We start from the raw sequence: 15,128 nt of genomic DNA on the forward strand, positions 1-15,128 counted from the left end.
GGTTAATGACCCCAGTACAAACACACTTGTATGACAAAGTCTGTCACCACCTTAATGTGATCTATGATCAGGTAGACACCGCGCAGCCGTTAACCGAAGTTGCACAAACATTACTATCGAAAATGGGCTTAGATCAAGATGATGTAACTCTGCCCGCGCCGCATCAAAATCACTGGACCGAGCAAGATGTGGTATTAATCACTTACGGCGATAGTATCGTAACAGCGGATGAAGCTCCCCTTGCGACTTTGCATCAGTTTCTCAAGCAGCATGTTAATAACACCATTAACTCTGTGCACATTTTACCGTTTTTTCCGTACAGTTCAGATGACGGATTTTCGATAATGGATTACTCGACTGTCAATGAAGGATTAGGTACTTGGCATGATATCACTGCCATCGCTAGCGACTTTAGACTGATGTCTGATCTCGTCATTAACCATTGCTCATCTCGAAGTGCATGGTTCAACAACTTCACCAAATCTGAGGGCGTGGGTAGTGATTTTTTCTTTACGGTAGACCCTAGCTTTGACACTTCTCAGGTTATTCGGCCTCGCACGTCCGAGTTAATCAGAGCAACGGAAACGGCGCAGGGCGAGCAACACGTATGGTGCACGTTCAGCCACGATCAGGTGGATTTTGATTTTCGCAACTCTAAGGTGCTTGAGAGTTTTATTTCAATCATTCGACAATATTTAGATAACGGTGTACGTCTGTTTCGTTTGGATGCGATTGCTTTTTTATGGAAACAATCCGGCACCAGCTGTATCAACCTCGAGCAAACTCATGAGGTCGTTCGCTTGCTACGCACGCTTATCGAATGTGCTCAACCCGATGCAATTATTATCACCGAAACCAATATACCCAATCGAGAAAACCTTACCTACTTTGGCAATGCCAATGAAGCGCACGCGATCTATAACTTTTCATTACCACCATTGTTAGTTAACACGCTCATTACCGGAGATTGCGAATATTTAAAAAACTGGCAAATGCGAATGCCACCGGCCCAAAACGGCACGACCTATTTTAACTTCATAGCGTCACACGATGGCATTGGTTTGCGTCCTGCTGAAGGCTTATTAGATGAGCGTGAATTAAATACCTTGCTCAATACCATGCAATCATTCGGCGGTTTGGTATCTTGGCGATCAACCCCTGATAAGAAGCAAAAGCCCTATGAAGTGAATATTACGCTGTTTGACGCACTACAAGGCACGGTCAAAGGTCCAGACAAATGGGGCATAGAAAGATTTATGTGTGCCCACGAAATTATGCTGGCGATGGAGGGTATCCCAGGTATCTATATTCATAGCTTGTTGGCTACCAGCAACGATTACGAAAAAGTAAAAAACACCAGTCAAAACCGATCCATTAATCGTCATCGCTGGGATCATTTAAAATTAACTGAGCAACTATCTGACAAACGCAGCCAACACAGTAGAGTATTAACCAAGCTTAATGCCATTCTCGCCATTCGTATCAAACAAAAAGCCTTTCATCCCAATGCAACCCAATTTACCTTGCAGTTAGGTTCAGGCATTTTTGGCTTTTGGCGACAAAGTATCGACCGTAAACAAAGTATATTTTGTATTAGCAATGTCGCCGATATTGAACAGCAGATATATTTATCCGATATTAATTTAATCAGTACTCATGATTGGTGGGATTTGCTTAGCCAAGAGCCCATTAACATGGACCAGCCATATTTAACACTGACGCCCTATCAAAGCGTTTGGATAAGTAACCTGAACTGAAGAACACTTATAGTCCTTCAGTTCAGGTTAAGTTATCAATCGTGCGACTAGTCTCGCACAAGGTTGCTCAAATACCTCAAAATTCAATTTTTCGCCTAATGTTGCGAAATGGCTTCACTCTAACCTCCTGATTATTCTTTAAAAAAATTCATTGTGCCGATTTGCGTAGGCGAATGCCCACACATTTCATGCCTTTTAGGATGTTAAACCCACAACCGGTTACGCATAACTGATACAACTCTCTTTAACTCATTGTTTACAAATGATTTTTCAATCTTGGCACGCTAAGTGTAATAGCCATGGTATGCGACCTTTTAATTTGTTGCATCAAGTGTGATTTACCGGTTCTTTCTGGTAGAGAAAAAACCTTAAACGACAATAAATGGAGAAACAAAATGAAAAAGACAATCTTAGTAAGTGCATTGCTTTTAGCTGCTAGCTCAACTTTTGCTCAAGAAGATAAATTAGCTATTCTTGATGTTGACGCAGATGGACGTATCAGTGTTGAAGAAGCCGCCAGTGATCCCGCACTTTCTGCCATGTTCGCTGAATTAGATGTTAACAAAGACGGTTACCTAACAGCCAACGAACTCGCTGAATCATAAAAACAGAAACCTCGATGAATTGAAAACACCCGCTCTTGCGGGTGTTTTACTGTGTAAAGCCCAATAATAAAAGTCACTCGATGAAGATAATGCTATTTATACCTGCAAGCTGCTCCCCTCTCTCGTAAATCACGAAACCCTCCATTCTTTCATGCTAATTTTTTTAACCCTGTATCACAGGTCTACTACTTACCTAATCCAATATAACGAGGCATAATAGTGACTTAATAAATCAATTGCCCCACACAAGGAATGGTTAGTATGTTCAGAATTTCTCTCATATTGGTGTTTATTAGTTGCTTGGTAATCCAAGAAAGTTTTGCGGCACCGGTGTGGAAAGTAACTAAAGCTAACCGCACAGTTTATATCGGGGGCACGGTTCACATTTTGCGTGAAAACGACTTTCCGTTACCCAATGCTTTTGAAATTGCCTATCAACAGTCAGATGAATTGGTGTTTGAGACAGACATATCGGTGTTTGGCTCTCCTGAGTTCCAACAGTTAACCATGCAATACATGCTGCGCAAAGATGGCAAAACCCTCAGCGATATCCTTTCTAAAGAAACTTATCAGGCGCTTGAGAAGCATCTGCAGGCGCGTAGTTTAGATATCCAAAATTTTGCAACCTTTACGCCAGGATTTATAACCATTTCATTGTCATTGATGGAGCTTCGTATGTTAGGTGCTACTAGCGAAGGTGTGGATGCGTTTTACGAGCAAAAAGCCCGCCATGACAGCAAATCAATATCCTGGCTAGAAGAGCCTGAACAGCAATTGTTGTTTTTATCTCAGATCGGCAAAGGCAATGAGGATGAAGTAATTTCTCATACCTTAAGTGATATTGGTTCGTTGCCAGATTACATGACTGATATGATGGAAGCTTGGCGGAGCGGTGATCGCAATGCGCTGCGCAAAATCGGTATAGAGAGTCTACAACAAGATTACCCTAAGGTTTATCAACGCCTGATAGTCGATAGAAACGAAGATTGGTTACCCAATATCGAAGCCTTGTTTGATGATGCCGAGACCGAATTCGTGTTAGTTGGCACATTACACCTTATTGGCGAAGATGGTGTGTTAACACATTTAGCTAATAAAGGTTATTTAGTTGAAGCATTAGAAAATTGATAAAGGAATACCACTGCGTGGCAAAAACCCCCTCTAATAATCCAAGCTTGATGCCGCTATCACAAGCGGTCTTGGCAATGACCACTAATTGTGACTCAATCACCGAAACCGATAGAGTCGCAACCATAGACGCTTTTGGCAGAGTTTTGGCGGCGCCTGTATTATCCAATATCAATGTACCGCCGTTTGATAATTCCGCTATGGACGGCTATGCCTTTGATGCGCAGCAAATGGTTTATCAAGGTACTTCATTTGCTTTATGTGGGAGTGCACTGGCTGGGCGACCATATACTGGCACTGTCCCTACAGGCAGTTGCGTCAGGATCACCACAGGTGCGACCCTACCTGAGGGCACCAATACAGTGATGATGCAAGAAAATGTCAAGGTCACGGATCAGCGCATCACCCTCAATAACGATGTCATGCCAGGCAATAGTGTTAGAAAAGCAGGAGAAGACATTGCCATTGGTGAGCAGATCATCGCCGCTGGAAAAAAATTAACGGCGGCAGATTTAGCACTATTGGCTTCAGTTGGTGTTGCACAGGTTAATGTCGTGCGAAAAATAAAGGTCGCCATTATTGCTACCGGTGACGAGTTAATCGAACCAGGTAAAGCTCTTGAGTTTGGCCAAATCTACGAAAGCAATCGTTACGCATTGCACGGTCTATTGAGTCAGCATAGTGTCGAAATTCAACATTGTGGGATCGTCGAAGACAATCTAGAAGACATTCAAAACGCATTGTTGAAAGCTGCACAAAGCGCAGATGTGCTCCTAACCTGTGGCGGTGTTTCGGTTGGTGATGCGGATTTCGTCAAGCAAGTATTGGCTAGAATTGGGCAAATAGACTTCTGGAAAGTGGCGATCAAACCAGGAAAGCCTTTTGCTTTTGGTAAAATCGGAAACGCTATTTTTTGTGGTCTGCCCGGCAATCCTGTGTCGTCATACGTGACCTTTGAACAACTGGTGGTGCCTTTGCTCAATAAATTACAGGGTATCCCAGTCAACAATGAGATAAGCCTAATCGCTAAGTGTTCCACCCCTGTTTACAAACGTCCCGGTAGAGCAGATTTCCAACGTGGTGTTGTGACCCAAGATGAACAAGGCACTTTGTGGGTAACACCACACGCGAAACAAGGTTCAGGGGTGATGACGTCTATCGCGAATGCAAATTGCTACCTGTTGCTCGAACAAGATCAAGGTAACTTGCCCGTTGGAGCTGACGTTAGGATAGAGTTGTTTTGACCTTGTTTAAAATTGAACTCAAAAATTTGGTTCGCTTAGCCTGGCCATTGTTAATAGCGCAGGTCACACAAACGTTAATGGGTGTCTCTGACACGATCATGGCAGGACGTTTTTCAGCTGTCGATATGGCGGCGGTGGCGATTGGTTTTAGTATTACTTTCCCTTTACTAAGTTTTATACAGGGACTTGCCATGGCAATCCCGCCTATCGTCTCGAATTACGATGGCGCTGGCAAAACGGCAAAAATTAGCGAGGCAACACAGCAAGCGGCCTATCTTATTTTGCCTTGTACAATCATGGTTGTATTAGTCAGTCTGTTCGTGCCCTATTGGTTTTCACTCATCGACATGGAAGAATCACTGCGTAAAATCACCGTCGATTATGTGCTATTTATTTTGTATTCATCACCTGCGTTTGCTGCTTATCAAGTGTTGCGGAATTATTGTGAAGGTTTAGGTAAAACCAAGCCCACCATGGTGATCATGGGAGTGGGATTATTGGTTAATATTCCAGCTAATTATCTTTTGATTTACGGTAAATTAGGCTTACCTGCGATGGGCGGAGTTGGTTGTGGTGTCGCTACAGCACTAGTCTATATCGCCATGATGATTGCTACGGCCTTGTACGTACATCTCTCTCCTACACTACGAAAATATGGTTTGTTCACACAGCTCTTCTCCCCTCAATTAAAACAAATTATGGTGATTGCCAAATTAGGGACTCCGATCGCTTTAACCATTTTGTTCGAAGTGACCTTATTTGGCGTAGTTGCGTTGTTATTGTCTCCATTAGGCGCATTTACAGTAGCAGCACACCAAATTGCGTTGAACTTTTCGTCATTGATGTTTATGTTTCCATTGAGTTTGGGTATGGCAACGTCAATTCGAGTAGGCTACTTTTTAGGCCGCGAAGATCTTGCCGGCGCCAAAGTGGCTACCTTAACAGCCATAGCGCTTGGTCTTTGCATTGCTGTTATCACCGCTGGATTAACCATATTTGGCAGTACTCACATTACCGAATTGTATACCACTGATCCCGTGGTCAGAGATTTGGCCATAAGTTTAATGACACTCGCTGCCATGTTTCAGTTATCAGATTCAGTGCAAGCTATCTCTGCAGGTGCGTTAAGAGGTTACAAAGACACCAATGCCATGTTCATTATTACGTTTTTAGCCTACTGGGGCGTAGGATTACCCACAGGTGTCATATTGGCCCTAACGGACTGGATCGTGTCTCCTTTAGGTGCTCCGGGTTTCTGGATAGGATTTATCTGTGGATTAACCAGTGCTGCGGTTATGCTTGGCTTAAGACTACGTTTTATACAGCAACGCCTTGCTTAACACTTTAATATATAACCTGATGAGGTTTGAATGAAATTAGTTGGAATTGCAATCAGAGAGCGCAATCAAGCGCCGATGAAAACTAGAGAAGAAGCCATAGTTACCCTATCTGAAGGCGTGGTTGGAGACTTTAAGCGTCGTCCAGGTAAACGCCAAGTTACCGTATTAAGCCTGCAACAATGGCAACACGCCTGTGCAGAACTGGAAACTACGTTACCCTGGACGACCCGCAGGGCAAATTTGTTAGTCAATGATATTGAGTTCACCGCGCAAATGGTTGGTAAAACATTGAAGATTGGTGATCTTGAGTTGTTGATTACCGCTGAAACCGAACCCTGTCACAAAATGGACCAACAATGTCAGGGGTTAAGAGCGGCATTAACGCCGGATTGGCGAGGGGGAGTCTGTTGTAAAGTGATTGCTGGTGGAGAAATAAGATTAGGTGACGCACTCACATTAATTTAAGCGCGCCACTTGTCGATCGTTAAAGGCTGAATTACCGGTCAACGCAGTAATAAATCGCTATTTATTTTGCTAAAGACTTAGCACCCTCTACTGCTGCTTTTGCCAACGCAGTTATTCTATCCCAATCCCCAGATTCAACCGCATCATCAGGTGCTAACCAAGAGCCACCGGCACACTGCACGTTTGGCAAAGCCAAATAATCTAAATAATTATTAGGTCCGATCCCCCCAGTAGGACAAAAGGTGACATCAGGAAAAGGACCGCCAATGGATTTTAGCGCTTTAATCCCGCCAGACGCTTCAGCAGGGAAGAATTTAAAATGGGTGTAACCCAAATCAAGACCGTTCATTAACTCTGAAATCGACGAAATACCCGGGATCAGTGCAATGGAACAACGCTTACCGGCCTCTAAAAGGCTGGTTGTTTGTCCTGGGCTAATCGCAAATTTTGCCCCAGCCGCTTCAACTTGTTTTAATTGCGCCTCATTGGTCACCGTACCCGCACCAATCATTGCCTCAGGAACTTCGTCAGCTATTTTTTTTATGGCTTCAAGAGCGACCTCAGTGCGCAGTGTCACCTCAAGAACATTGATCCCCCCTTTCATAAGGGCCTTAGCTAAAGGGACGGCATGAGCAACATCATTGATCACTAATACGGGCACCACAGGACCTTGTTTAAAGACGGTTTCAGAGCTTACTTTCCAATTCGAAGACATGATGTTAATCCTTATGATTTTGTTCTAGATAGGCGGCTGCGCCAATCAAGCCATGGTCAGGCTCAGTAATAATGAATGTGGGAATAGTGGCAACATAGTGGCTAAAACGCCCTTTGTCCTCGAAACGAGCACGAAAGTCACTGTTTTGGATAAAGTCGACAAAACGCGCGGCTATTCCACCGCCGATATAGACTCCGCCTGCAGTGCCTAAATTCAACGCTAAATTGCCTGCAAAGCTGCCCATTATTTTGCAGAACTGTTGCAAGGTTGCTAGACACAACTCGCATTCCTGATCGACCGCTTTTTGGGTTATTTGCGCGGGCTGTGTCAGTGTCGCTGGCAATTGTCGATGATCAGCTAACCCTTGATATATATGTAATATGCCGCGACCAGAAAGCACTTCTTCGGCAGAGACATGCCCTAATTTTTTCTTTAAGAAGTGCCATATGGCAAATTCATTTTCATCTTGCGGCGCAAAATCTACGTGACCACCTTCGCCATCAAGTGCTTTCCAGCCTTTGTCAGTGAAAGTAAGATGATCAACGCCCAACCCCGTACCCGGGCCAAACACGGCTATATTGGCTTTTTCTTTAACCGTGCCAGTACCGATTTGAATTTTTTGTTCGTCACCCAAAACCGGCAGCGAATGTGCCACAGAAGTAAAATCATTGATCACTCCGAGCCAATCAAGACCCAATGCTGCAGTGAGTTTTTCGATAGAAAACTCCCAAGAATGATTGGTCATTTTGACCCAATCACCTGACACTGGACAGGCAATGGCGATACATCCGTAACTAAAGCTCACATCGGGATAGTGACTAAAATAATGCTTGATAGCTTCTTCGATAGTGGCGAAATCATTACACAGATACTTTTTGATGTGCGACAGTGAAGAACTGCCCTCGATTTGAGCAATTCTTATATTGGTGCCGCCCACATCAGCGACGAATCTAGCTGTCATGTTGGTTCCCCTGACCAGCGAACAAGGAACAAGCGCCCTGCTCTGCGCCCGTCAGTGAATTACGCATGCCCGCGAACATCTCGCGTCCCATGCCAACTTGATGCTTGTCAGTCTGGGCTATTTTGGCTTTACGCTTCGCGAGTACTTCACTGTCGACATGCAAACACATTTCACCGGTTTCTGTGTTAATTTCTATAATGTCGCCGCTTTGTACTTTGGCGAGCAAGCCGCCATGATAGGCCTCAGGTGTAACATGGATTGCAGCAGGTACTTTACCCGATGCCCCAGACATACGGCCATCAGTGACCAAAGCCACTTTATAGCCTTTGTCTTGCAGAACCCCTAAAGGTGGGGTCAAACTGTGTAGTTCTGGCATGCCTATCGCTGCCGGACCTTGGAAGCGAACAACCACGACACAATCCTTATCTAACTCGCCGGCCTTAAAGGCATCAGACAGTTCAAATTGATCTTCAAATACCACTGCAGGTGCTTTGATACGACAGTGAGTTTCGCGCAGTGCAGATGTTTTCATTACCGCACGGCCTAAATTACCGTGTAGCACTGAAAGGCCGCCATCAGGTTTGAACGGTTTAGCCACAGATGCTACAACCTCAGTATCGTAACTTTCTTGAGGGCCATCGACCCAAGTTAGTTCACCGTCTTTAATCTTCGGCTCTTGTGTATAACGCTCTAAACCGTCTCCACAGATGGTTTTAACATCATTGTGTAACAATCCGGCATTCAACAGCTCTCTAAATAGCAACGACATACCACCGGCAGCAGTAAAGTGATTGATATCGGCAGAGCCATTAGGGTAGATACGCGTCAACAAGGGTACGGCGTCAGAGATATCTGAAAAGTCGTCCCAATTTATTTCATAACCTGCGGCTCGCGCCACTGCCACTAAATGCATGGTGTGATTGGTTGAGCCACCAGTTGCTAACAGCCCTACTAAGCCATTAACAATGGATTTAGCATCGACAATGTGACCTATGGGCGTGTAGTTATCGCCTAAATCTGTTAAACGGGTTACCTGTCGTGCTGCCGCTTTAGTCAGCTCATCACGCAACACCGTACCTGGATTCACAAAAGAGGAACCGGGTAAGTGTAGTCCCATAATCTCGACCACCAATTGGTTACTATTAGCGGTACCATAAAAAGTACAAGTACCCGCAGAGTGATAACTTTTTGATTCCGCTTCGAGTAATTCTTCGCGCCCTACTTTACCCTGAGCATAAGCTTGACGGACTCGTGCCTTTTCTTTGTTCGGTAAGCCAGAGGGCATAGGACCTGCAGGAACAAACACCGTAGGTAGGTGACCAAAACTCAAAGAGCCTATCAACAAGCCAGGCACGATTTTATCGCAGATACCCAACATCAAGGCACCATCAAACATATTGTGTGATAAGCCAACGGCAGCGGATAATGCGATGACATCACGACTCATCAAGCTTAGATCCATACCTGGATTACCCTGCGTCACGCCATCACACATGGCTGGCACGCCGCCAGCGAATTGAGCGACACCGCCGCAGTCTTTTATTGCTTGTTTGAGAATAGCCGGATACTGCTCATAAGGCTGATGCGCAGACAACATATCGTTATATGAAGACACTATAGCAATATTAGATTTCGTGAGGCTGGTAAGATCACTCTTCTCTTCAGTGCTACAAGCTGCAAAACCGTGAGCAAGGTTACCGCAAGACAATACCCCACGATGTGGGCCCTGACGTCGCGCAGTATCAATTTTTTCAAGATATTGCTTACGAGACTGACGACTTCGCTCGATTATCCGTTCGGTTACTTCATTGATCACAGAATTCATATCTTTCTCCTAAGGTGCCCACATTAGTTCGACGTCTGTTTGATTGATTACAGCGCGAATTGGCATTTCCAATGGGTCATCGTTTTTAAGTGCTTCACTAAGTACCGCTTTTTTTGCCTCACCGGTTAGATGCAGAAACACTTTTTTACTTTGCAATAAGCGTTTAAGCGTCAATGACATACGTTGGTTTGGCGCGGTTGTAGGGGTTACCGCAATGTAATCACTGGGCTCCTGCGTATCTAACCCTTGTTTAATTTGCTCTGAGCAGGGAAATAAAGACGCGGTATGCCCGTCTTCACCCATGCCTAAAATCAGAACATCAAAGGGCGTTCTCATTTTTTCTAACTGCTGATTTAACTCTTCAACAGCGTTGTTAGCATCACTTGCTGAGGTTTTGAGCCCATAAAAATTAGCCCGATTGGCTTCATTGATGAGCAGTTCACGCTTTACCATAGCTTCGTTGCTTGCTGCGTCGTCCTGATCAACCCAGCGCTCATCTGCTAGTGTTATGTCTACGTTCTGCCAGTCAATTGGTTGTTTGGATAATTGATTGAACATAGCGGCCGGAGTGCGCCCGCCTGACACGACTAAACTAGCTCTACCGTTTTGTTGGATACCCTGTGACAAACGCTGGGCAACATCTTTAGAAAACGCCTTATTTAGCGCTTCAACAGAATCAAAATTGGTTTCAATTAACGCCATTATTTTTTTCCTAAACGTGATTCATACCAAGCGCGGTTATCTCTGGCTAATAAAGCAATTGAGGCTACTGGTCCCCAAGTACCCGCCTGATAAGGCTCTGGTGTGTCATTGTTGGCATCCCATGCTTTAAATATTCCATCGACCCAAGACCATGCTTGCTCTACTTCATCACGTCTGACAAATAACGCCTGATTACCTCTCATTACTTCGAGCAGTAATTTTTCATAGGCATCGGCAATACGTTCATCTTTGAAGGTTTCAGAAAAACTCAAGTTAAGTTTAGACTTTTGTAAATCCATTGAGCCGCTGCTGGTTAACCCAGGCACTTTATTCATAACCGTCACTTCTACGCCCTCATCAGGCTGCAGTCGGATAGTCAATTTGTTAGGAGGTAACTGAGCAAAGCTCTCTCCAAACAAATTATGCGGCTGGCGTTTAAAGAAGATATTAACTTCGCTAGTTTTACTCGGTAATCGCTTACCTGTTCGAAGATAAAAAGGAACGCCTGCCCAGCGCCAATTATCGATATGTACTTTTAACGCCACAAAACTTTCAGTCTGTGATTCGGTATTAGCTCCCTCTTCTTCAAGGTAGCCAGGAACTTCTTTACCTTTAACAAAACCACTCACATATTGGCCTCGAACGGTATCACTTTGCACGTTTGAAGAGGTGATACGTCTTAGCGCTTTTAATACTTTGAGCTTTTCATCACGAATACTGTCAGCATCAAGTACCGCAGGTGGCTCCATCGCGATCAAAGTAAGAATTTGCAACAAATGGTTTTGCACCATGTCTCGCATTTGTCCAGCTTCGTCAAAATAGCCCCAACGACCTTCAATGCCGACAGATTCAGCGACCGAGATTTGAACATGATCGATACAATTATGATCCCAGTTGGTGGCAAAGATAGAATTAGCAAAACGCAAAGCCACCAAGTTGAGTACCGTCTCTTTGCCTAGATAATGATCGATACGATATATTTGTTTTTCCGAGAAGAATTCAGCCACCTGATCATTAATCACTTTTGATGAAGCTAAATCATGGCCGATTGGTTTTTCCAACACCACGCGAACGCTATGATCAATAATGCCTGCGCTATTTAAACCTCTACATATGTCACCAAAAATTGATGGCGGTGTGGCTAAATAGCACACCATTGTGCGTGACTTGTCCACATGGTCTTTGAATACTTGATAACTTTTTTCATCTTTCATATCGACACAAACATAGTCTAGTTTTTCAGAAAACCGTTTCCATGTGTCGAGACACAAGGTTTCGCCACCAAATTCTTCAATGTTTTGTTTTACTTGCTTTTTATAAGCAGCATTCGTTATATCTTGTCGTGCCACACCAATTACGCGTGACTCTTCATGAAGCAAATTTGCTTTTTCCAACTGAAATAAAGAAGGGAGTAGTTTGCGACGAGCTAGGTCCCCTTTTGTGCCAAATAGGACGAAGTCGCAAGGTTCGGATGTCTTTTCCAACGCCATTTTATTAACCTATATTGTGAAGAAAGATAATTAGTTAAATGTAATTACACCAAACTAATTTCGTTCTATTATGACAATTGTGCTAAAATTTAACACTTAATGTAGTAAAATTACAACTTTTTAAGTAAGTCTTACTTTAAGATTGTTAACGGTTATTTTGCTAAAGCAACAAAAAGTACTGGCTAAATTGTTAAAAAGTTACAACAATTGCTGTCTCAAGCAAAATAATAGACTAATAAAGTCTGTCAACGCGAGTTGATTTAAAAACAAAAAGATTTTTGCAACTATGAATATCCTTGAAAAAATTACTCAACACAAAGCTGCTTTTAGCAAATCAGAACGAAAAGTTGCAGAGGTTATCTTAGATAATCCTCAAACAGCAATCCACTCTAGTATTGCGACTTTGGCAAAGATGTCTGATGTTAGTGAACCTACCGTCAACCGCTTTTGTCGGCGGCTTGATACTAAAGGGTTCCCTGACTTTAAGTTACATTTAGCGCAGAGCCTGGCCAACGGAACCCCATACGTTAACAGGCATGTAGAAGAACACGACGGTCCTGAGGAATACACCAAAAAGATATTTGAATCGACGATGGCATCTTTGGAAGTGGCGAGACAATCTATCGATATCAATACCATTAACCGTGTTGTAGATTTGCTTACCCAAGCCCAGAAAATTTCATTTTTTGGACTAGGCGCCTCCGCATCTGTGGCACATGATGCATTGAATAAGTTCTTTCGCTTTAATGTTCCAGTTGTTTATTTTGAAGATATTCTAATGCAGCGTATGAGCTGTATGAATAGCAACGAAGATGACGTTGTGGTGTTAATCTCGCATACTGGGCGCACTAAGAGCCTAGTTGAGATAGCACACATAGCACGAGCCAATGACGCGACTGTTGTTGGGATCACATCTAAAAACAGCCCGCTAGCGAAAGAGTGCAACTTAGTGTTATCGCTTGAAGTGCCTGAAGATACAGACATGTATATGCCAATGGCTTCACGCATCGCTCAACTAACCTTGATCGATATATTGGCAACCGGTTTTACCTTGCGTCGCGGTGGCAAGTTCAGAGAAAATTTGAAGCGAGTAAAGGATACACTGCGTGGTTCTCGCTTCGAAAAGCCCACAGACTGAAACAATAAATGTGAATTAATTTGTTAAATTAATTCACATTTTCCGGCCAATGAACTAATATTTTGTAATAAAATTACAAAATGGTGTGTTCACGAACAGAATTACGACTGTTTTTACAGATTACAGTATGAGTTTTTTCGTTGTCTCACTGTGCATTCATCAACTTATCCGGATAACCACCTATGTTACGACGCACAAAAATTCTCGCTACGCTAGGACCCGCAACAAATACACCTAAAATGATTGAAGGTATCATTAACGCTGGCGCTAACGTAGTTCGGATGAATTTCTCTCATGGCAGTGCTGAAGATCACATAAATCGCGCGAAAATAGTTCGCGAAACGGCGAAAAAGCTAGGTAAGTATGTCGCCATATTGGGTGATCTACAGGGACCTAAAATTCGAGTTTCAAAATTTATCAATGGTTCAATCAAACTTAATATTGGTGACCCATTTATTTTGGACGCTGAGATGGGTAAAGAAGACGGTACCCAGCAGGCCGTAGGCATAGATTATAAAGCCCTGCCCGATGATGTTCATGCTGGAGACTTGTTACTGTTAGATGATGGACGTATTCAACTGCGTGTTGAACGAGTCGAAAACAGACAGGTGCACACGACCGTTACGGTGGGCGGTAAATTATCTAATAACAAAGGTATTAATCGTCTTGGTGGCGGTTTATCCGCAGAAGCGCTTACGGAAAAAGACAAAGAAGATATTAAAACCGCCGCATTGATGGGCGTTGATTACTTAGCGGTTTCCTTCCCGCGTAGTGGTGAAGATCTTCACTATGCTCGTAAACTGGCAGTCGCTGCTGGTTGTAATGCGCTTATTTGTGCCAAAGTCGAACGAGCAGAGACGGTCGCTAGCGATGCTGCCATAGACGACATCATTGAAGCATCAGACGCGGTTATGGTTGCTAGAGGAGACTTAGGTGTCGAGATAGGCGATGCCGAATTAGTGGGCGTTCAGAAAAAGCTTATTGCAAGGTCCCGTCAATTAAATCGAGTCGTGATCACAGCAACACAAATGATGGAATCGATGATCAATAGTCCTATGCCGACGCGGGCAGAAGTAATGGACGTAGCCAACGCCGTGCTCGATGGTACCGATGCAGTTATGTTATCGGCTGAAACCGCAGCAGGCGATTACCCAATCGAAACGGTCGAAGCAATGGCCCGGGTTTGTGAAGGTGCCGAAACACACCCGAGTGTAAAAATTTCCAAACATCGCGTCGATGAGAAGTTCACCAATATCGGCGAAACTATCGCTTTGTCTGCAGTGTATGCCGCAAATCACTTGCCATCAGTAAAGGCCTTAATTGCATTGACTGAAAGCGGAAAAACATCAAAATTAATGTCACGGATCACCACGGCTTTACCTATTTACGCGATGTCTAGACATGAGTCGACACTCAACACTATGGCATTATTTCGCGGTGTTAAACCGGTCTATTTTGACTCTAGGGGCAGTAAGCCGGGTCAATTAAAGCACGATGTGATTGAGGTATTAAAAGAAAAAGGCATAGTGGAAAGCGGTGACGTATTAGTCATGACCTATGGTGACGAAATGGAAACCATCGGCTCAACCAATGCTTGTAAAATCGTTACCGTGCCCTAATTACTAGGTTAGAAAACTAAATCCGTAACCAAGCCAACAATACAGCATTGTTGGCTTTTTTATTGTTAACTATCAATTAAATGAGTATTTATCCTATCTATAGTCTTGTATTCATCTAGAAAACTCTTGTTTTCCTCCG

13 protein-coding genes are annotated in these 15,128 nt (G+C 43.7%); 8 read left to right on the forward strand and 5 right to left on the reverse strand.

Annotated features, from left to right (window positions below; all coding sequences use genetic code 11):
• Nucleotides 1-5: 5 nt before the first annotated feature.
• The 6 genes from ABD036_RS01355 (at nt 6) to ABD036_RS01380 (ending at nt 6,539) form a co-directional block, all read left to right on the forward strand.
• Complete coding sequence (locus tag ABD036_RS01355) at nt 6-1,757, forward strand: sugar phosphorylase (protein ID WP_343855841.1); 1,752 nt, start codon at nt 6-8, stop codon at nt 1,755-1,757.
• A 395-nt stretch (nt 1,758-2,152) separates the two neighbouring features.
• On the forward strand, nt 2,153-2,362 hold the full coding sequence (locus tag ABD036_RS01360; protein ID WP_343855843.1) for an EF-hand domain-containing protein: 210 nt from the start codon (nt 2,153-2,155) through the stop codon (nt 2,360-2,362).
• Between the two features lie 261 nt (nt 2,363-2,623).
• Nucleotides 2,624-3,490 (forward strand): TraB/GumN family protein, encoded by an 867-nt coding sequence (locus ABD036_RS01365; RefSeq protein WP_343855845.1) that lies wholly within the window; start codon nt 2,624-2,626, stop codon nt 3,488-3,490.
• A 17-nt stretch (nt 3,491-3,507) separates the two neighbouring features.
• On the forward strand, nt 3,508-4,734 hold the full coding sequence (moeA, locus tag ABD036_RS01370) for a molybdopterin molybdotransferase MoeA (RefSeq protein ID WP_343855847.1): 1,227 nt from the start codon (nt 3,508-3,510) through the stop codon (nt 4,732-4,734).
• Nucleotides 4,731-6,074: an MATE family efflux transporter gene (locus ABD036_RS01375; RefSeq protein ID WP_343855849.1), complete on the forward strand. Its 1,344-nt coding sequence runs from the start codon at nt 4,731-4,733 to the stop codon at nt 6,072-6,074. The genes moeA and ABD036_RS01375 overlap by 4 nt, the downstream gene beginning before the upstream one ends.
• Before the next feature lie 30 nt (nt 6,075-6,104).
• Entirely contained in the window at nt 6,105-6,539 is a 435-nt protein-coding gene (locus ABD036_RS01380) for an MOSC domain-containing protein (protein WP_343855851.1), read from the forward strand.
• 61 nt (nt 6,540-6,600) lie between these two features.
• Here ABD036_RS01380 and ABD036_RS01385 read toward each other — a convergent pair whose 3' ends face one another.
• Genes ABD036_RS01385 through zwf form a run of 5 tightly spaced genes read right to left on the reverse strand, consistent with a single transcriptional unit; the run spans nt 6,601 to nt 12,232 of the window.
• Complete coding sequence (locus ABD036_RS01385) at nt 6,601-7,254, reverse strand: bifunctional 4-hydroxy-2-oxoglutarate aldolase/2-dehydro-3-deoxy-phosphogluconate aldolase (RefSeq protein WP_343855853.1); 654 nt, start codon at nt 7,252-7,254, stop codon at nt 6,601-6,603.
• A gap of 4 nt (nt 7,255-7,258) precedes the next feature.
• The gene (locus ABD036_RS01390) at nt 7,259-8,215 is read right to left on the reverse strand and encodes a glucokinase (RefSeq protein WP_343855856.1); all 957 of its coding nucleotides are present in this window, start codon (nt 8,213-8,215) and stop codon (nt 7,259-7,261) included.
• Nucleotides 8,205-10,040: a phosphogluconate dehydratase gene (gene edd / locus ABD036_RS01395; protein ID WP_343855858.1), complete on the reverse strand. Its 1,836-nt coding sequence runs from the start codon at nt 10,038-10,040 to the stop codon at nt 8,205-8,207. Before edd ends, ABD036_RS01390 begins: the two co-directional genes overlap by 11 nt.
• 9 nt (nt 10,041-10,049) lie before the next feature.
• Nucleotides 10,050-10,742 (reverse strand): 6-phosphogluconolactonase, encoded by a 693-nt coding sequence (pgl, locus tag ABD036_RS01400; RefSeq protein ID WP_343855861.1) that lies wholly within the window; start codon nt 10,740-10,742, stop codon nt 10,050-10,052.
• Nucleotides 10,742-12,232, reverse strand: coding sequence for a glucose-6-phosphate dehydrogenase (gene zwf, locus ABD036_RS01405; RefSeq protein ID WP_343855863.1), 1,491 nt, complete (start codon nt 12,230-12,232; stop codon nt 10,742-10,744). Before zwf ends, pgl begins: the two co-directional genes overlap by 1 nt.
• Nucleotides 12,233-12,518: 286 nt before the next feature.
• On the opposite strand from zwf, the gene ABD036_RS01410 reads away from it, so the two are divergent.
• Both ABD036_RS01410 and pyk read left to right on the forward strand, forming a co-directional pair.
• Nucleotides 12,519-13,370 carry a MurR/RpiR family transcriptional regulator gene (locus tag ABD036_RS01410; RefSeq protein ID WP_343855864.1) on the forward strand — a complete coding sequence of 284 codons (852 nt, stop codon included), beginning with the start codon at nt 12,519-12,521 and terminating at the stop codon, nt 13,368-13,370.
• 182 nt (nt 13,371-13,552) lie between these two features.
• Entirely contained in the window at nt 13,553-14,989 is a 1,437-nt protein-coding gene (gene pyk / locus ABD036_RS01415) for a pyruvate kinase (protein ID WP_343855866.1), read from the forward strand.
• Nucleotides 14,990-15,128 lie beyond the last annotated feature (139 nt).

This window comes from Aliiglaciecola litoralis, from assembly GCF_039523355.1.
Classification (GTDB): Bacteria; Pseudomonadota; Gammaproteobacteria; order Enterobacterales; family Alteromonadaceae; genus Aliiglaciecola; species Aliiglaciecola litoralis.